At 68.4% G+C, this 17212-nt stretch carries 17 protein-coding genes and 1 tRNA gene; 4 read left to right on the forward strand and 14 right to left on the reverse strand.

Annotation, left to right across the window (positions count from 1 at the left end; genetic code table 11):
• Positions 1–273: 273 nt before the first annotated feature.
• Positions 274–1494, reverse strand: coding sequence for a hypothetical protein (locus tag B1A78_RS06560; protein ID WP_077146174.1), 1221 nt, complete (start codon positions 1492–1494; stop codon positions 274–276).
• A gap of 283 nt (positions 1495–1777) precedes the next feature.
• Between B1A78_RS06560 and B1A78_RS06565 the strand changes: the two genes are divergently transcribed.
• The 3 genes from B1A78_RS06565 to B1A78_RS06575 all read left to right on the forward strand — a co-directional run bounded on the left by B1A78_RS06565 (position 1778) and on the right by B1A78_RS06575 (position 5466).
• Entirely contained in the window at positions 1778–3334 is a 1557-nt protein-coding gene (locus tag B1A78_RS06565; RefSeq protein WP_372236867.1) for a fatty acid--CoA ligase, read from the forward strand.
• Positions 3331–3750, forward strand: coding sequence for a GFA family protein (locus tag B1A78_RS06570; protein ID WP_077146176.1), 420 nt, complete (start codon positions 3331–3333; stop codon positions 3748–3750). Before B1A78_RS06565 ends, B1A78_RS06570 begins: the two co-directional genes overlap by 4 nt.
• Positions 3751–3843: 93 nt before the next feature.
• A complete protein-coding gene (locus tag B1A78_RS06575; RefSeq protein WP_077146177.1) occupies positions 3844–5466 on the forward strand; it encodes an energy transducer TonB in 1623 nt (540 codons plus the stop codon).
• Here the strand turns inward: B1A78_RS06575 and B1A78_RS06580 are convergent.
• The 4 genes from B1A78_RS06580 to B1A78_RS06595 form a co-directional block, all read right to left on the reverse strand.
• Positions 5398–6198 (reverse strand): SDR family NAD(P)-dependent oxidoreductase, encoded by an 801-nt coding sequence (locus B1A78_RS06580; RefSeq protein ID WP_077146178.1) that lies wholly within the window; start codon positions 6196–6198, stop codon positions 5398–5400. The two genes, B1A78_RS06575 and B1A78_RS06580, sit on opposite strands and share 69 nt — an antisense overlap.
• Positions 6199–6207: 9 nt before the next feature.
• The gene (locus B1A78_RS06585) at positions 6208–7503 is read right to left on the reverse strand and encodes a hypothetical protein (RefSeq protein WP_077146179.1); all 1296 of its coding nucleotides are present in this window, start codon (positions 7501–7503) and stop codon (positions 6208–6210) included.
• Between the two features lie 104 nt (positions 7504–7607).
• A complete protein-coding gene (locus tag B1A78_RS06590; RefSeq protein WP_077146180.1) occupies positions 7608–8240 on the reverse strand; it encodes a glutathione S-transferase family protein in 633 nt (210 codons plus the stop codon).
• A complete protein-coding gene (locus B1A78_RS06595) occupies positions 8237–9169 on the reverse strand; it encodes a DMT family transporter (protein ID WP_077146181.1) in 933 nt (310 codons plus the stop codon). The genes B1A78_RS06590 and B1A78_RS06595 overlap by 4 nt, the downstream gene beginning before the upstream one ends.
• Positions 9170–9266: 97 nt before the next feature.
• Between B1A78_RS06595 and B1A78_RS06600 the strand changes: the two genes are divergently transcribed.
• Positions 9267–9342: transfer RNA gene (locus B1A78_RS06600), tRNA-Trp, on the forward strand.
• Between the two features lie 329 nt (positions 9343–9671).
• Here the strand turns inward: B1A78_RS06600 and B1A78_RS06605 are convergent.
• From B1A78_RS06605 to B1A78_RS06645, 9 genes are all read right to left on the reverse strand, one after another.
• Positions 9672–10598 (reverse strand): lipid kinase, encoded by a 927-nt coding sequence (locus B1A78_RS06605; protein ID WP_077146182.1) that lies wholly within the window; start codon positions 10596–10598, stop codon positions 9672–9674.
• Between the two features lie 97 nt (positions 10599–10695).
• Positions 10696–11208 (reverse strand): bifunctional adenosylcobinamide kinase/adenosylcobinamide-phosphate guanylyltransferase, encoded by a 513-nt coding sequence (gene cobU / locus B1A78_RS06610; RefSeq protein WP_077146183.1) that lies wholly within the window; start codon positions 11206–11208, stop codon positions 10696–10698.
• The gene (locus B1A78_RS06615; protein ID WP_077146184.1) at positions 11205–12656 is read right to left on the reverse strand and encodes a cobyric acid synthase; all 1452 of its coding nucleotides are present in this window, start codon (positions 12654–12656) and stop codon (positions 11205–11207) included. Before B1A78_RS06615 ends, cobU begins: the two co-directional genes overlap by 4 nt.
• Positions 12644–13582, reverse strand: a complete 939-nt coding sequence (gene cbiB, locus B1A78_RS06620; RefSeq protein WP_077146193.1) for an adenosylcobinamide-phosphate synthase CbiB — start codon at positions 13580–13582, stop codon at positions 12644–12646. Before cbiB ends, B1A78_RS06615 begins: the two co-directional genes overlap by 13 nt.
• Positions 13575–14546 (reverse strand): aminotransferase class I/II-fold pyridoxal phosphate-dependent enzyme, encoded by a 972-nt coding sequence (locus B1A78_RS06625; RefSeq protein WP_077146185.1) that lies wholly within the window; start codon positions 14544–14546, stop codon positions 13575–13577. The genes cbiB and B1A78_RS06625 overlap by 8 nt, the downstream gene beginning before the upstream one ends.
• Complete coding sequence (locus tag B1A78_RS06630) at positions 14543–15262, reverse strand: adenosylcobinamide-GDP ribazoletransferase (protein ID WP_077146186.1); 720 nt, start codon at positions 15260–15262, stop codon at positions 14543–14545. Before B1A78_RS06630 ends, B1A78_RS06625 begins: the two co-directional genes overlap by 4 nt.
• Positions 15259–15828, reverse strand: a complete 570-nt coding sequence (locus B1A78_RS06635) for a histidine phosphatase family protein (protein ID WP_077146187.1) — start codon at positions 15826–15828, stop codon at positions 15259–15261. Before B1A78_RS06635 ends, B1A78_RS06630 begins: the two co-directional genes overlap by 4 nt.
• Complete coding sequence (gene cobT / locus B1A78_RS06640; RefSeq protein WP_077146188.1) at positions 15825–16841, reverse strand: nicotinate-nucleotide--dimethylbenzimidazole phosphoribosyltransferase; 1017 nt, start codon at positions 16839–16841, stop codon at positions 15825–15827. Before cobT ends, B1A78_RS06635 begins: the two co-directional genes overlap by 4 nt.
• On the reverse strand, positions 16838–17212 hold a 375-nt coding region (locus B1A78_RS06645), incomplete at its 5' end, for a DUF1636 domain-containing protein (protein ID WP_077146189.1). The genes cobT and B1A78_RS06645, both read right to left, overlap by 4 nt.

A 17212-nucleotide genomic window follows, 5' to 3' on the forward strand; every position in this document is an offset into this window, starting at 1 on the left:
GCTGCGGGTAGCATCGTCGTCCAGCGCGCGGTCAGCGAATAGCGCTCGGCCATGAGGAAGCCGCGATTGACTCCGTCGCGCCGGCCTTGAAGGGGCATGGATGAGGCGTTGCAGATGCGTGGCGCCGCGTCGAGCCTCGCGGTCCCGCCGCTCGAGCGCAGCACTCCGATGCCGGACGCTTTGTCCGATGGGGTGAGCGAGCATCCGACATTGGCCCATTTGCCAGCCGAGCTCGCGCGACCAGCCGCCGCGACGTGTCGCCCGCGGCGTCGGTCAGGCCGGATTCTTCTCGTCCACGACCGGCCGCTGGTAGTTTTCGGGGGTGATGTCGAGCCGTTCGATGCGCGGCGTCGCCTCGCGGCGGCGCATGTTGGTGCCCGTCGCATCGTCGGTCCAGCGCGCCGTCAGCGTATAGCGCTCGATCATGTAGAAGCCCGGCGAGGCGTCGTTGTCGGTCCGGCGCAGCGGCGCATAGACGCGCGTCTTGATCTGGTCGAACACGGGCTTCAGCCACTGCTTGGTGCCCTCGCTGCGCAGCACTTCGATATCGGCGACGCGTCCGTCGGCGCCGATCCAGAAACCGACGTCGGCCCATTTGCCGACGCTGTTCAGCGCGGTCAGGCGCAGCAGCGTGTTGGGCGCGGGCTGGTTGTTGCCGGCATCTTGCGACAGGTCGATGCGCTTGATCGGCTCGCTGAACAGCAGCACCGGGCGGCTTGCGCCGCCGCGCGCGGCGAATTCGCGCAGGATCGCTTCGGTCGAGCTGGCATCGCCCTTCTTGCGATCGGTGCGCGCGCGCATCACCTGCGCCGCCATCGCGAATTCCTCGGCACCGGGCAGCGGGTGCGCGATGATGTTGTCGAGCAGTTCGCGCGCTTCCTTGTAATCGCTGTCGAGGTTCGATGCCTCGGCGCGCGTCTGGACGAGCAGCGCCTGGCGCACGCGCGCGAACATCGCGACGCGGTTCTGGCCATTGGCCAGCGCGTCCTTCTCGACATCCTTGTAGATGCGCTCGGCCTCGTCGGGGAAGCCCAGCTTGGCCCGGCTGTCGCCGACTTCGATCTGCGCGACCATCACGCGCGGATCCTTTTCGCCGAGCCCGGCCTTCAGCGTGTTGCGCATGTCGAGCACCGACAGCTGGAAATTCTTCGCCTCGCCGACATGTTCGGCGACGCGGCTGTTGGCGCGGAACAGGTCGGAGACTTCGACCGGATATTTTTCGCCATATTTGCGGTTACGGCCGATCGACTTGAGCAGGGTCGTGCGCGAATCCTTGTAATCGCCCTGCAGCAGTTGGTTCTCGGCATGCGCCAGCGACGCCGCGACATCCTCGTCGGGCGGGCAGTTGCGCGCAAGGCAGGCCGCGAGCGCGTCGGCGGTCTCCTTCAGCGAGCGGCCGGTGACGACGATTTCGGGATCGCCGTTCGTCTGTGCGGCGGCGGGAAATGTCAGCGCCGAGGCGAGCAACAGCAGCGAAAGGCGGGTCTTGGTCACATCGGTCTCCGTGCGGGCGGGCGCCCGTCTGTGTTATGTCGATAATCCACCATAGGGCGATTGCCGAACGCTCGCAATAAGTTGGCCGTCGCGTGGTGCAATCCGTGCTGGTCCAATGCGCGACATCATTCGACCAACGCCATGTTCGTTCGGCATTGCATAGGCAGCGAAGTATACGCAAAGATGTCCGGACGCCCGGATGACGTGCTGACCGCTTGCCAAGCTGGGCGAAGCATTGTTATCAGGCCTGAGAATTGCCGCGAACGGCATCCGGGAGAGAATGATGAAAGCGCTGGCCGACCTTCTGACCTTTGACGAGTTCCTCAATCATTGGGCAACCGACCGTCCCGGCCGCCTCGCGCTGCGCGAGGAGGATCGCGAATTCAGCTATGCCGAACTCGACGATCTGACTGCGAAGGTCGCGAGCGCGCTGATCGGCGCGGGCCTTCAAAAGGGTGATCGCATCGCCTGGATCGGCAAGAACAGCGACCTGTATTTCCAGCTCTTCTTTGGTGCCGCGCGTGTCGGTATCGTGATGGCGCCGATCGGCTGGCGCCTGTCGCCCGCCGAGTGGGCCTATGTCCTCAACGACACCGGCGCGAAGATGCTGTTCACCGGCCCGGGTTTCGAGGCGGTGCCGCAGCAGCTGGCCGGCAAGCTCGACCACGGCCCGCGCATCCTGGGCGATGCCGAGGCGCGCGCGCTGATCGCCGCGACCCCGCGCATCGCTTTCGAGGGATCGGGTCCCGACGACGCGGTGCTCCAGCTCTATACTTCGGGCACCACGGGCAATCCCAAGGGCGCGGTGCTGTCGAACCGCAATCTGTTCGCGCTCCGCCGCAATTCGAGCGACCTCGACCTGCCCTATACCAAATGGGAGGATGACGAGGCGGTGCTGGTCGCGATGCCCTGCGCGCATATCGGCGGTACCGGGCTCGGCATCATGGCGCTCGCGGCGGGGCTGCCCGGCGTCGTGCTCGCAGAATTCAACCCCGACGGCGTGTTCGACGCGGTCGAACAGCATGGCGTGACGCGCTTCTTCATCGTGCCCGCGGCGCTGCAGATGCTCCTGCTCCACCCGCGCTGCGCCGACACCGATTTCAGCCGTCTCAAATATATCCTCTATGGCGCCGCGCCGATCCCGCTCGAACTGCTGCGCCAGTGCATCAAGATGTTCGGCGCCGACTTCATCCAAGCCTATGGCATGACCGAGACGACCGGCACCATCTGCATGCTGCCGCCCGAGGATCATGATCCCGAGGGTAACCAGCGGATGCGCTCGGCGGGTAAGGCGCTGCCCGGCGTCGAAATCCGCATCCTCGGCGACGACGGACAGGAAGTGCCGGTGGGCGCGGTCGGCGAGGTCGTGACGCGCTCGTCGAACAACATGATCGGCTATTGGAACCTGCCCGAGGCGACGGCGAAGACGATGACCGGCGACGGCTGGATCCACACCGGCGACGCCGGCTACCTCGACGAGGACGGCTATCTCTATATCCACGACCGGATGAAGGACATGATCATCTCGGGCGGCGAGAATGTCTATCCGGCCGAGGTCGAGAGCGCGATCTTCGGCCACCCGGCGGTGCAGGAGGTCGCGGTGATCGGCATCCCCGACCAGAAATGGGGCGAGACGGTGAAGGCGGTCGTCGTTCCCAAGCCCGGGATGAGCATCGACGAGGGCGACATCATCGCCTGGGCGCGCGAACGCATCGCCGCGTTCAAGGCGCCGCGCAGCGTCGATGTGATCGAGGCGCTGCCGCGCAACGCGAGCGGGAAGATCCTGCGCAAGGACCTGCGCGCGCCCTATTGGGAGGGGCGCGAGCGGATGGTCAATTGACAGGCGGCAGGTCGCCCCTCGAAGGGCGCTGCCTGTGCGGCAATGCGGGTTGGACGCTCGCCGGCGATCCGGGGTCGATCACCGCCTGCAACTGCACCCTGTGCCGGCGTTATGGCGCGCTATGGGCCTATGATTATGAAGACGAGCGCATCGGGATGGACGGGCCGACGACGACCTTCGCGCGCCGCGGCAAGGCCGATCCCGCGCTCGAAATCCATTTCTGCCCGAGCTGCGGCTGCGTGCTTGCCTGGCGCGGCCTGCGGCTGGATGAGGACGGACGGCGCCGCATGGCGGTCAACATCCGCCTCGCCGAACCCGACGCGGTCGCCGACCTGCCGATCGACCATTTCGACGGCCTCGACAGTTTCGACGATTTGCCGAGCGACGGCCGCTGCGTGCGCGATATGTGGTTTTAGCGCCCGCTCCGCCGTCGTCTTGCGAGGCGAGGGCGGCGCGCCTAGGATGATGCCACGCCTCCGACATTCGGCGAGGGGCGGCGGGGAGGTCGGATGACGTTCGGCTTGGCATATGCGCTGATGACCGCGCCGGTCGCCGCTTCGGCCGTCCCGGTGACCGTCGTCACCGTTCACGAACTCACCCCCAGGGAAATGCGCGAGCGGCAACGCCGCGCCCGGCAGCTGGTGGGGCTCTGCCGCGCCGCTGCGCGTCATCGCGACAACCTCGACAAGCTGCTCGCCGCCAAGCGCGCCGACAGCGACACCCTTGCCGAAGTCGCATGGCAGCTTTGGGACGGCGAGGGCGGTTGCCGCCGGGACCGGACGCTGGCGATCGACGTCACGCGCCGCGTCATCGACGGCAAGGCGCTGACCGCCGACGATGTCGATACGGTCGCGCAGCTCGCACGGTTCCTCGACGAGCGCGGCGAGCCGGCCGACGCTGCCGAACTCGCCGAGCTTCGGCGCATCCTGTGGGTGCGCGGCGACTATTATGGCGTCGGCGACGCCCCGCCATCGTCATCCGAGGAGAAACGCGCGTTCATCGCGCGCGACGATATCTGGGCCTATGTCGACAGTCCCGGGCGGCGCGAGGGTTGGAAACATCGCGCGATCCTGCTCGAAGCGTTGCTCGACCCGCTGTCGCCGCGGCACGACGCGGCGCGCGCCGTGACCATGATGGAGGCGGGAAACGACAGCCGCGACTGGACCCGCGCCGGGCGGTTGTTGCTCGACGGCAAACAGGTAGCAGCAGATCCGGTACGTGCCGAGGCGTTGCTCGTCCGCGCTGCCGAATATGACGACGCGGCGCGCCTGCTCCTGCTGCCGATCTTGGCGCCGCGCCTCGACAGCCCCGACGCGGCCGTCGCGCAGGCGGCGCGCCAGCGCCTCCAATCCTGGGCATCCAAGCCCGAGCCGGGTGGGGCGGCGACCCGTGCGCTCCTGTGGCCGCGCCTCGTCGCGAAGCTCTCGACACCCGCATCTGACGCGCAGATCGCGGCCGCCCGCGACCTCACCCAATATGCGGTCCTCGGAGCCGATGGTGACCGCGCCCCGCTGTTGCGCTGGTTCGACACGGCGCTGCGCCGTGGCAGCGAGGCCGAAAGAACCACGAGTTGGGCCAGCCTCGGCCGCCTGATCATGAAACGGGAGCCGGGTGCCGACGCGGTGATGGCCGCTGCCTATGCGCGCGAGGGCGGGCTGCTCGACGGCGGCGCGCTGCAGATGGCGAATTTCCAGCCGTTCATCACGGCGGACGACTATCCGGCGCGCGCGATCCGCGAGGAAAGCGAAGGCGTCGTCGAGGCCGAGGCGGTCATCGCGCCGAATGGCCGTGTGCTGCATGTCGTCGTCACGCGCTCGGCGTCGCCGACGCTCGACGAGATCGTCGAGCGGCTCGTGGTCCGCCGCTTCCGGCTCAAGGACAAGCCCGAATTTGCGGGGCGCTATGTGCGGGCCAAGCTGCCGCCGATCCAGTTCCGCCTGCCGAACTGCACGACCGAAACCGCGCGCACCCCCGCGGTCGAGGCCGCGATCCTCGTCGACGGCGATTATTGCCGCCAGCCGATCCAAGATGTGCCGCTGCTCGTGACGACAGCCGGCGGAGGCTCAGAAGAATTGCGTACCGCCATCCTGGTTGATGATCGCGCCGGTCATATAGGCGGCCCGCTTCGATAGCAGGAAGGCGAACAGGTCGGCGAGTTCGTGCGGGCGCCCGACGCGGCCCAGCGCGACCTTCATTCCCCATTGCTCGGTCATCCAGCGGTCGAGCGCCGCTTCGGGATCGCCGCCATAGGCCGCCACCGCCTGCTCGGTCGCCGATGCCAGCGCCTCGGTCGCCACCGCGCCGGGCGCGACGCAGTTCACGCGCACGCCCTTCGGCCCATAGGCGATGGCCAGATTCTTCGACAGCGCGGCGATGCCCGATTTCATCGCGACATAGGGATAGAGATGCGCCGCCGCGGCGCGGGTCGAATAGGAAGCGGTCAGCACCACCGCGCCGCCGCCCGACGCGGCGATGACGGGCAGCGCCGCCTGGCACGCGCGCACGCTGGTCATCAGCACCGCCTGGAAGCTCGCTTCCCACGCCGCGTCGCCGTCCTCTTCGAAGCTGCCATGACTGAGCACCGGCCCGGCGGTAACCGCGAGGCCATAGAGGCGCCCGAAATGATCGGCCGCCGCGCCGATCGCGGTTTCGACGTCACCGGGCCGCGTCGCATCGGCGCCGCGCACGATGACCTCGGCACCGCGCGCGCGCAGCGCCGCCGCCTTCGCCTCGCCGCGCTCGACGTCGCGCGCGATCAGCGCAAGGCGCGCGCCTTCCTCGGCAAGCTGCATCGCGGTCGCATAACCCATGCCCTGCGTCCCGCCAACGATGACGATCGGTTCGCTGGCCAGTCCCAAATCCATCGCGTGCCCCTATTTGTCGTCGCTGTTCGCGCATTGCGACATATCGCCGGCCAGACAGGCGGCGCTCTTGCGCCGCCATTCGGCCATCGCCGCGTCATGTTCGCGCTGGATGCGCTCGCTTTCGGCCTGATGAGCCTTCAACTGCGCCTGATAGGCGGCGTTGTCGGCATCGATCCTTGCCTGGCGCGCGGCCAGTGCGTCGGCATGCTCCTTTTCGGCCGCGGCGAGCTGCGCCGAATATTCGGCCTGTTTCTGCTTGTTCAGATCGGCGACGGCCTGTCGCTGGGCGGCTTCGCCGGCTTCGAACGCCTTCACCTCCGCCTCATAGGCGCGCATCTTTTCCATATAGGCGAGGCCCTCGGGGGTCGGCGGGGCGCCTTCGCCGACGGCGCACGACATGCCTTGCGGGCAGGGCGGCAGCTTCGGGGCTTCGGGTGGTTTGGGACGTTCGCCGGGCTTGTGGACGATGCTCTGCGGCGCTTCGGGTTTCGGCGGCGGCGGACCGGTGCGGGTGAGTACGGGGCCGCCCGTCCTTGGCCGCGCGACGCGATTTTCCCTGGCCTTGGGGGCTGCCGCGGTTTGCGGGCGATCGGCGATATCGCGCGCGCCGATCGTCACCGGAATCCGGATGCGCAGACCGCCCCAGTGACCGCCCATGAAACATTCGCCCTTGTCGCTGCGATAGGTGATCGTGGTCAGGACACGGTTCACCCATTCCGACCGAAAATCACTTTCGCTCTCATAGGGCGGAAACCTCTCCTTATTGACCAGGTCGCCTGCGTGCAGCGCGATATTATAGAATGTCGTGTCGCCCTGCTGCTCCCTGCCCCATGTCGTTTTGGATGCCAGTACCAGCGGGCGTGCATAACGGTCGCTCGGGCGCTCCTCGACCGGCAGGAGCCAGCTCCGCGCCATCGGAACCGGTCGCAGCTTTATGCCTAGCCCCTTGCGCACATCGTCGCTGAAGACGCGGGCCGCTTCGGCGTCGATCAGCGCGGTGCAGACGGTCTCGAAATCGGCCGATGGGTGGAAGGGAAAGCTGCTGTTCCTTATGCTGCCGTCGCCGCCCTGAAAATAGGCGAAGGGCCAGGGCGAGCCGTTGAATTTATATGATGCCTCATGGTCGATGTCGGTCGGCGCTGCCGGCACCGCCTCGAGCCTGAGCTTGGTCAGCAGATATTCGATCGTCGATGCCGCGCCGCCGTCGGCCGGCAGTCGATCGTCGATCCGCGTCCAGCCCGACGGTATTTGCGCCTGTGCGCTTTGCGGAGCCAGCAAGGCAAGCGACAGCAAAAGCGGAGCCATTCGCATTCGCATCATCTTCCCCCTTGAAGCGGTCCCGACCGCGTCGAACCTAGCCCAATGCCATGGTGCGGCAATCCCAAAAGAAATCGGGAGGATGATCGCGGCTATCGGGCCTGCTGCCGCGCGCGCGCGCGCGCGAACCCGTCGCGCGCCATGCAGCGCGCGAGCCAGTCCTTCGTCTTCTCGCCCAGCACGTCGTCGGCCTTCAGCGTGGTCGCAAGGAAAGCGGCATAGCCGATGACGATATCGGCAATGGTGAAGCGCCCCGCGACCAGCCATTCGCGCCCGTCGCCCAGCGCCGCCTCGATGCTCTTCGCGCGGCCGCCGAAAAAGGCTTTGTAATCGTCGACCGCCTGCGCGAGCCGGCGTTCGGGCACTTCGACACGCGTGTAGCGCAGCATGATCGCGAGCGGGAAGGTCAGGGTGGCGTCGCTGCGGTGGAGCCAGTTGCGATAGTCCCAATAATCGGCTTCGCTCCGTTGGACCTCAAGCGGGCTGCCTTCGGCGATGCGTTCGCAGATCGCCGCCGATTCGGTCATCAGCCGCCCATCCTCGACCCAGCCCGGTACCGTCATCAGCGGGTTCACCGGGCGATAATCGGGTGCAAAGGCGCGCGGTGGGAATGGCAGGATATGGAGATCGACGTCGATCCCGGTTTCCTCGACCGCCCACAGGCAACGCAGCGAGCGCGCGTCGGCGCAATGATAGAGGATGGCCCGGGTCGTTTGGCTTGTCATGCGGCGATATCCTTCTGTCGCTCGATATGCAGGCGATGCTCGCGCCAGGCAATGAACAGCCCGCTCGCGACGATCAGCGGCGCGCCGATCCAGGTCGTGTCGGCGGGCAGGGTGCCGAAGAACCACCAGCCGCAGGCGATCGACCATAGCAGGCTCGAATAATCCATCGGCGTCACCACCGACACCGGCGCGAGGCGCAGCGCGCCGGTGAGTGACAATTGCACCACCGCGCCGAGCAGCCCGAGCCCGACGAGCAGTCCCCATTCGCCGGCGCTGTGCGGGGTCATCACGAAGGGCAGGGCGATGCCGAGCGGGATCATCGAGATCAAGCTGAACCAGAAAACGATCGTCATCGCGCTTTCGGTGCGGCCGAGGTCGCGGACCTGGATCGTGATCAGTGCGGTCATCACCGCCCCGCCGAGCGCGATCAGCGTGCCGAGGCCATGGTCGCCCTCGAAGCCCTGCATCAGCAGCGTCGTCGGATTGAGCACGACCAGCACGCCGGCAAAGCCGATCAACACCGCGCCCCAGCGCTGCCACCCTACGCGCTCGCCCAAGATCGCGGCGGCGAGGAAGACGCAGATGATCGGAACCGACAGGTTGATCGTCGTCGCCTCGGCCATCGGCAGGAAGATCATACCGCCGAAATTGAGCGCCATGCCGGTCAGTCCCATCATCGCGCGCCGCGCGTGGATGCCGATACGCCGGGTCGCGAACATCGACAGCCCGCCATGCGTCAGCGCCCAGATGGCGAGCAGGGGCAGGACCAGCGCCTGGCGCCAGAACAGGCTTTCGACGAGGTGGATGCCCGCCGCGTCGATATATTTGACCAGCACGAACATCACCGACAGGCTGAGCATCGCGAGCAGCCGGAGCGCGATCCCGCCGAGATAATTTTGCGGCGGATCGGAGGCGCGGACAGCGGTCATGCAAGGCCGCATATCAGGCAGCCGATGCTTTGCAAGCTATGCAATGCTATAAGGCTTGCCCCGCCCGACTTGTCCGGCTAATGGCGCTGTCCGGCCTAGGGGTATAGCTCAGTTGGTAGAGCATCGGTCTCCAAAACCGAGGGTCGTAGGTTCGAGTCCTACTGCCCCTGCCAGGTCGTTCCGGGATGTGCCATGCGGTCGCATGCCGTCTCGCTTTTCCATGCAAAATTGACTGAAAATGGGTGGGTCGGACGATGTCGCATCGTCTCGCGGCGCGCCATGATTTTGCTCGGTGTGCGCCGTTCGCAACGTGTCGCCATGATCCGCGGCTTCGATCCGAAATTTCCGGGACTTGCCGCATGCTCCCCCAATGCCGCGGATCCGAATCGTCAAAATACGGAGGAGTTTGGCAAGAGCGGATCCGAAGCATTGCTCGAAACCGTGCCGCAGGTCCAATCCGCGGCGGACTTGTGGGCGAATTCCATCTCAGCCCGAGCTTGGCTCAGCGATGATAGAGCAGCGGCGACCGCATGTCGGCGCCGCTGTCTGGCGGTGTGAAAACGGTGACGGCGGCGGGCAGCACGCGAAAGTGGGCGGGCGTCGCGGTGACGATCTCGCCGTCGGTGTTGATCGGCATCGGGCGGCGGGTCTCGATGTCAAACTCGACGCATCGCGCGGTGCGGACCTCGTTCCAGGCGCCGTGGGTGCCGGTGCGGAAGGCGCGAACCATCAGCGCCAGCTTCCAGAGGTTGCGCATTTCGAGGCTGTAGAGATCAAGCGCGCCGTCGTCGATCGCAGCCGTTTCCTCGACGACATTGCCTCCGCCGTACAGCCGCCCGTTTCCGATCGCGATCTGATATGTCTTTACCGTCGTCGCGCGGCCCTTCTCGACGATCCGCGCGCGAAAGCGCCGGGCTCCCGCGAGGATGCCGAGCGCGGCGACGGCATAGCCGAGGCGCCCGAACTTTTTCTTGATGCCCGGATCGAGCCTTTGCGCAAGGTCGCTGCTGAGCCCGATGCTCGCGACATTGAAGAAGGCGTGGCCATTCACCGTCCCCACGTCGATCTGCCGCTTGTGGCCCGCGACGATGACATCCGCGGCGGCCGCAAAATCGAGCGGGATTGAAAGCGTCCGCGCAAGGTCGTTGGCTGTGCCGGCCGGAATGATGCCGAGCGGCAGCCCGCTCTCGATCACGGCCGCCGCCGCCGACGAAATTGATCCGTCGCCGCCGCAAACGACGATCACATCCGCCGACCGGTGGAGCCGCGTGATATCCCGCGCAATCTCCGGAAGATTTTCGAACGGCTCGACGGTGACGGCAAAGCCGCCCGCGACGAGCCGCGAACGCACCGGCTCCAGCGCGTTTTCGCCTTGTCTCGCTTTCGCATTGTGGAGCAACAGGGCGCGCTTGGCGGTATTGGGGGTCATGGCTTACTCTTGCGAGGATATCGTCGCGCGCGATGGCCGCTTGCCGCGATCTCTATCCGAAACCGGGCGGTCCGCAACCAGCCAAATCCGGCCGCCGTCACTTCAGGCGCATGGGAAGGCCGGCGAAGAGAATCTGGACTTCGGCGGCGGCCGCCGCGACCATCTGGTTGACGCGCCCGGCCTCGTCGCGGAAGCGGCGGGCGAGGGCGTTCTCGGGCACGATCCCCAGGCCGGTCTCGTTCGCCACCAGGATCAGATGGCCGTTGAACCGCGGGATGACCGCAGCGAGCGCTTGCGCTGCCTGCCCGATGTCACGCTCCGCCAGCAGAAGGTTGGACGTCCAGAGCGTCAGGCAGTCCACCAGCACGACGGCGTCGGGCGCGTCGAGCGCGCCGAGCGTCTCCACAAGGTCGAGCGGCGCTTCGACCGTTTGCCAGCGGGCGTCGCGATCGTCGCGGTGTTGCGCGATGCGGACGCGCATTTCATCGTCGAAGGCTTGGGCGGTGGCGATGTAGGAATGGCGGCCCGCCAGCGCCTCGGCGCGGGCCTGGGCATAGCGGCTTTTCCCTGATCGCGCGCCGCCGAGCACGAACAGGCTGCGCCCGGTCATCGCGCGAACGCCAGGTCGAGCAGCGCATCGGCGTCGACATGCATCGCCAGCTCGGCCGCGATCGCGTCGAGCGCGCCGTCGACGCTCGCGCCATAGTCCTGTCCGCCGGCAGCGACACCGATGCGCGCCAGAAAGGCTTCGCGCAATTCGCTCGAGGCGAACAGGCCGTGCAGATAGCTGCCCATGACCGTGCCGTTCGCGGCGATCGCCCCGTCGGCGCGGCCGTCTTCGAGGCGCGCGAAAGGGGCGACGTCGCCGCGGACGGTGTCGCCCATATGCATCTCATAACCCTCGGTTGCGGCGCCGAGTGCGGTCCCGCGAACGCGGCGCAAAATCTTGGCGGGCGCCATCATCGTTTCGACGTCGAGCAGGCCGAGCCCGGCAACATCGGCCGGTGCGCCCTCGAGCCCCAGCGGGTCGGCGATGCGGCGCCCGAGCATCTGATATCCGCCGCACAGCCCCAGGATCAGTCCGCCGCGCCGATGGTGCGCGATCAGGTCGATGTCCCAGCCCTCGGCGCGAAGCGCGGCGAGGTCGGCGATCGTCGCCTTCGACCCCGGCAGGATGACGGCGGCGGCATCGGCGGGGATCGGGCTGCCCGGGGGCACCATGACCAGATCGACCCCGGGTTCGAGCTTCAGCGGATCGAGATCGTCGAAGTTCGAAATCCGCGGCAGGATGGGACAGGCGATGACCTTGCGTCCCTCGGCCGGCGCGGCGCGCTTTTCGAGGACGACCGCATCCTCGCTGGGCAGCCGCGCGGCGGCGGCGAGCCAGGGGATAACGCCATAGCCGCGCCAGCCGCTCCGCGTCTCGATCGCGCGATAGCCGTCCTCGAACAGCGCCGGGTCGCCGCGAAACTTGTTGATCAGGAAACCGCGGATCATCGCAGTATCCTCGGCATCGATCACCGCGCGCGTACCGACGATCGAGGCGATCACGCCGCCGCGGTCGATGTCGCCGACCAGCACCACCGGAACGTCGGCGGCGCGCGCGAAGCCCATATTGGCGATGTCGCCCGTGCGCAGGTTGATCTCCGCCGGCGACCCGGCACCCTCGACGATGACGAGGTCGCAGCCGGCGCGCAGCCGTTCATAGCTTTCCATGACCTCGGCCAGCAGCGCGCCGCGCGCCGCGCGGAAATTGCCGCTGCCCAGCGTGCCGCGAACGCGGCCATGGACGATCAACTGCGACGTCCGGTCTGCCTGCGGCTTGAGCAGAACGGGGTTCATGTCGCTGTGCGGCTCGACGCGGCAGGCGAGCGCCTGCAACGCCTGCGCACGGCCGATCTCGCCGCCGTCGATCGTGACGGCCGCGTTATTCGACATATTCTGCGGCTTGAACGGGCGCACGGCGAGGCCGCGATTGGCGAACAGGCGGCACAGCCCCGCGACGAGTACCGACTTGCCGACGTCCGACCCGGTACCCTGCAGCATCAGAGCGCCCATTGTACGCCCCCCGCGACCAGCCACAGCAGCGCGCAGGCGCCCATGTAGATGCGCAGCGCGTGATCGATGTCGAAAGCCGACGCCGTCATGCTGCCGTCGCCGATCCAGGGTTTGTCGTGCATCACGCCGTCATAGGCGATCGGCCCCGCAAGGCGAAGGCCCAGGGCGCCCGCCATCGCCGCCTCGGGCCAGCCCGCGTTGGGAGAGGCGTGCTTGCCCGCATCGCGCCATAGGGTTGCCCAGCCGCCCGCCCCGGCGAGGCAGAGTAGCGCGCCCGCGATCCGCGCAGGCACATAGTTCAGGACATCGTCGGTCCGCGCGGCGGCGCAGCCGAAGGCGCGCCAGCGCGCCTCGCGGTGGCCGATCAGGCTGTCGGCGGTGTTGACCGCCTTGTAGATCCAGATCCCCGGCAGGCCGAAAAGCAGCAGCCAGAACAATGGTGCGGCGATGCCGTCGCAGAAGCTTTCGGCAAGGCTTTCGATCGCGGCGCGCGCGATGCCGCTTTCGTCGAGCGACGCGGTGTCGCGGCCGACGATGGCGCCGACGGCGGTCCGTGCGGCCGGCAGGTTCCCGCGTTCGAGTGCGTCGGCCACGGCGCGGACATGGTCGAACAGGCTGCGCTGGGCGAGGGCCGGCCAAGCCATGAGCGCGACCGCGATCCATCCCCATCGGCCGAGATGCGTGAGGGCCAGATGCTGCGCGGTCCATGCCGGCCCGCCCGCGACGAGGACCAACAGGCAGAGCGTTGCGATGCCGAGCCATCGGCGCTTGCTCGGCGCGCGGTCGGGACGGTTCCAATGGACCTCGCACGTCTCGATCAGGCGCGCGAACAGGCCGACGGGGTGACCGATGCGCCGATAAAGCGCATGCGGCCAGCCGAAGGCCGCATCGGCTGCGAGCGCGGCGAGGGCGACGGGGTCAGCCACCGGCGAGCGCGGCGTCGAGGCGGGCAAGCGCCGCGGCATCGGCGGGCAGGCCGAAGCGCAGCCATTGCGGCTGGTCGGCGAAGGGCCGGGTCAGGATCGCGGCGCGCGCCAGCCGTTCGAACAGCGCGCGTGCATGGGGCGTCTCGACGAGGCGGAACAGCGGGCAGTCGCCGGTCGGCGTGAGGTCGTGTCGCCGCAGCAGGTCGTCGAGCACGGCAGCCGAGACCGGCAGCCTGACGCGTGCCGCGGCGGCCCATTCATGGTCGCGATAGGCCGCGGTGCCGATCGCGAGTGCGGCGGCGGATAGCGGCCAGGCGCCGAGCCACGCGCGCAGGTCGGTCAGAAGGTGCTGCGGCGCGATCACGAAGCCTAGGCGCACGCCGGCAAGCCCGAAGAATTTGCCGAAGGAGCGGAAGACGATCAGCCGACCGTTATCGGACACGTCGGGAGCGACGCTGATCGCGGGCTGCGCGTCGGCGAAGGCTTCGTCGACGAGCAGCCAGTCGTGCGGGGGCCGTGCGGCGCGTAAGGCGCGCAGATCGAGGATGTGGCCGTCGGGATTATTGGGGTTGGCGACGACCAGCGCACCGCCGCGATCCGCCGCCGCGTCGCGCGCGATCGCCGCGCTGCCCGCGAACATGGCGCCATGGGTGCGATAGCCTGGCGCGACATGCGACGCGACGCCGCCGATCAGCCGCCCGACGAGGCGCAGCCCGATTTCGGTCCCCGGCACGGCGCAGACATGCCGCGCCGCGACCCCGAAGAAGGCGGCGGCCGCCGCTTCGAGGTCTGCCAAGGCGCCCGGTTCGGGGAGGCGGTGCCAGTCGATCGGCATCGTCTCGGCCCCCGGCCAGCGCATGGGGTTGATCCCCGTCGACAGGTCGATCCACGCGGCGTCGCTTACGCCGAAATGCCGTTTCGCCGCGTCGAGCGCGCCGCCGTGCCAGGTCCACAGGTCGTTCATGGCAGATGGATCCACATGAGTGCCGCGAACAGGAGCAGGCTCTCGGTCACTTCGATGCCCGCGCCATGCCCGTCGCCCGAAATCCCGCCGACCGCACGGCGAAGCCACAGGCCCCACAGGATGAGCGTGAAAGGTGCGATCAGCAGCGAGCGCGACGCCAGCGCCGCCGCGCCGAGCAGCAGCGCCCACAGCAGCAGGTCAATCGGCCGAACGACGTCTCGGAATTTCGATCCGAGCCCCGAATGCAGGTCGGCAAGCCAGCGCGACCAGAGCAACGGCCCGATGCGCGCGGCAAAGGCGGTGAGCGCGATCGCGATAAAGCCATCGGCGGCGATCAGCCCGTGGAGCAGGACGAGCTTGGCGAGCAGTTGCAGCGCGATGGTCACGACCGCGAAGCTGCCGACATGCGGGTCCGCCAGAACGGCGAGGAGGCGCTCGCGATCCTTGTGCGCAGCCCCGCGCGCATCGGCGATGTCGCCAAGTCCGTCGAGGTGCAGCGCGCCGGTGACGGCGACCCACAGCAGCAGCGCGGCGAACGCGCCGGTCCAGTCGTCGATCCGCGCCCCCGCCCAGCCGCCGGCCGCGACGATGGCGCCGACGATCAGGCCGACGGCGGGAAACCAGCGCATCGATGCCGCAAATTCCGCGCCCGACACCGCAATGCGCGGCGTCGGCAGCCGCGTCAGGAACTGGATCGCGACGATCAGCCCCTTCATGCGCGCAGCCCGGTGATATGCGCGCTCGGCTTCGCGCCGGGCCAGACGTGCAGCGACAGCAGCGCCGCATAAGGCAGGTCGAACGACCAGAGCTGTGCCCGGTCGAAACCGCACAGTCGGTGCAGCGCCGCGCGGATCGCGCCGCCGTGGGTGACGACCAGCGTCGGCCGCGGTTCGAGGTCGTCGATCGCCACCGCGATGCGCCCGGCCAGCCCCGACCAGCGCTCTCCGCCGGGGGGCGGGCAGGCATCGGGATCGTTCCAGAAGCGTCCCAGCGCATCGGCATCGAGCGTGGCTGGCGCCTTGCCGTCCCACGCCCCGAAATCGAGCTCGCGCCAGCGCGCGTCGATCACGGGGGACAGGCGGTGCTGTTCGCCGATCGCGGCTGCGGCGCCGGCGCAGCGGCGCAGGTCGGAGGTCACCAGCCGCTCGGCGACAAGTCCTGCGGCTTGCGCGATACAGGCGGCGATTCCGCCTGCGGTCGGTGCCCCGTCGGTGCGCCCCATCAGCAGTCCGGGCGTCTCGGGCGAGCCGTGGCGGAGCAGATGGAGCGCGAAGCCGGTCACAGCGATGCCGACACGGCTGCTTCGGCAAAGGTCGCCATCTCCGCATGCGCGGTGAGCGCGGCGCGAACCACCCCGGCGGCGACCGCCGCGCCGCTGCCTTCGCCGAGCCGCATGTCGAGCGCGAGCAACGGCGAAAGGCCGAGTTTGGCGAGCAGCGCGGCATGGCCCGGCTCGGCCGAGCAATGGCCCGCGAGGCAATGCGCGGTGATATCGGGATTGTCGGCGGCGAGCGGCGCGAGCGCGGCGCAGCTGATGAAGCCGTCGAGCAGCACCGGGATGCCGAGCTGGCGCGCACGCAGCGCCGCCCCCGCCATCGCGGCAATCTCGCGCCCGCCGACGCGGCGCAGTGTCTCGAACGCCGAATGCGCGGCATAGGCGTGGACCGCGAGCGCGCGTTCGACCACGGCGATCTTGCGCGCGATGCCCAGGTCGTCGATCCCGGTGCCCGGCCCCACCCAGCGCGTCACTCCGCCGTTGAAGGCGCGCGCGCACAGCGCGGCGGCGGCGGTCGTGTTGCCGATCCCCATCTCGCCGAGCAGGATCAGGTCGAGCGCCGGTTCGACGGCGGCCGCGCCGGCATTGAGCGCGTCGAGACATTCGGTCGCGGTCATTGCGGGGGCGAGCGTGAAATCGGCGGTCGGGCGATCGAGATCGAGTGCAACGACGGTCAGCTCGAGACCGGCAGCGCTGGACAGCGCGTTGATCGCCGCGCCCCCGGCCTGAAAATTGGCAACCATCTGCGCGGTGACGCTCGGCGGGAAGGCGCTGATCCCGTGCGCGACGATGCCATGATTGCCGGCAAAGATGGCGGCGCGGCCGCGGTCGATCCGTGGGCGTTCGCGCCGCTGCCAGCCCGCGAAGAAGATCGCGATCTCCTCCAGCCGTCCGAGCGATCCGGCGGGCTTGGTCAGCTCGCCCTGCCGCGCGGCTGCGGCGGCGCGCGCGGCGGCATCGGGCTGGCGCAGCTCGGCGAGCGCGGCTTCGAAATCGGCGATCGAAACGAAGGCGGTCATTCGGCGATGAACCCGGGCGGCGGCACGCGGACGATGAAATGGCCCTTCACCCCGTCGGGCCAGTCGGCATAGGCGACCCGCCCCTCGGCGCTCGCGGCATGGCGCGCCGCATAATCGAGAATCGCGCGCGCCGCGTCGGCATCGGGGGCGAAGCGGCCGAGGATATAGCCGACCTTGCCGGGTGCGCGGATATGGACGGTGCAATGATCCTTGCACGCGAACAGGCAGGACATTTCCTCGACCGCGATGCCGTCATAGGCGCGGTCGTTCGTCGCAAGGTCGCGCAGCAGCGCGAACAGCCGCGCCCCGCCGCGGACCCCGGCTACATCCTCGCGCGCATCGCCGCTGTGGCGGCAGGTGCTGCACGCGAT

The organism is Sphingopyxis sp. KK2 (assembly GCF_001990265.1).
Taxonomy (GTDB): domain Bacteria; phylum Pseudomonadota; class Alphaproteobacteria; order Sphingomonadales; family Sphingomonadaceae; genus Sphingopyxis.

Bases quoted from the DNA above. Each gene is read 5' to 3' on its own strand.
- B1A78_RS06580 (WP_077146178.1), bottom strand. From the start codon at position 6,198: ATGGATTTGGGACTGGCCAGCGAACCGATCGTCATCGTTGGCGGGACG.
- B1A78_RS06605 (WP_077146182.1), bottom strand. From the start codon at position 10,598: ATGACCCCCAATACCGCCAAGCGCGCCCTGTTGCTCCACAATGCGAAA.
- B1A78_RS06630 (WP_077146186.1), bottom strand. From the start codon at position 15,262: ATGAAGGGGCTGATCGTCGCGATCCAGTTCCTGACGCGGCTGCCGACG.
- B1A78_RS06615 (WP_077146184.1), bottom strand. From the start codon at position 12,656: ATGGGCGCTCTGATGCTGCAGGGTACCGGGTCGGACGTCGGCAAGTCG.
- B1A78_RS06565 (WP_372236867.1), top strand. From the start codon at position 1,778: ATGAAAGCGCTGGCCGACCTTCTGACCTTTGACGAGTTCCTCAATCAT.
- cobT (WP_077146188.1), bottom strand. From the start codon at position 16,841: ATGACCGCCTTCGTTTCGATCGCCGATTTCGAAGCCGCGCTCGCCGAG.
- B1A78_RS06575 (WP_077146177.1), top strand. From the start codon at position 3,844: ATGACGTTCGGCTTGGCATATGCGCTGATGACCGCGCCGGTCGCCGCT.
- B1A78_RS06625 (WP_077146185.1), bottom strand. From the start codon at position 14,546: ATGAACGACCTGTGGACCTGGCACGGCGGCGCGCTCGACGCGGCGAAA.
- B1A78_RS06595 (WP_077146181.1), bottom strand. From the start codon at position 9,169: ATGACCGCTGTCCGCGCCTCCGATCCGCCGCAAAATTATCTCGGCGGG.
- B1A78_RS06590 (WP_077146180.1), bottom strand. From the start codon at position 8,240: ATGACAAGCCAAACGACCCGGGCCATCCTCTATCATTGCGCCGACGCG.
- B1A78_RS06585 (WP_077146179.1), bottom strand. From the start codon at position 7,503: ATGGCTCCGCTTTTGCTGTCGCTTGCCTTGCTGGCTCCGCAAAGCGCA.
- cobU (WP_077146183.1), bottom strand. From the start codon at position 11,208: ATGACCGGGCGCAGCCTGTTCGTGCTCGGCGGCGCGCGATCAGGGAAA.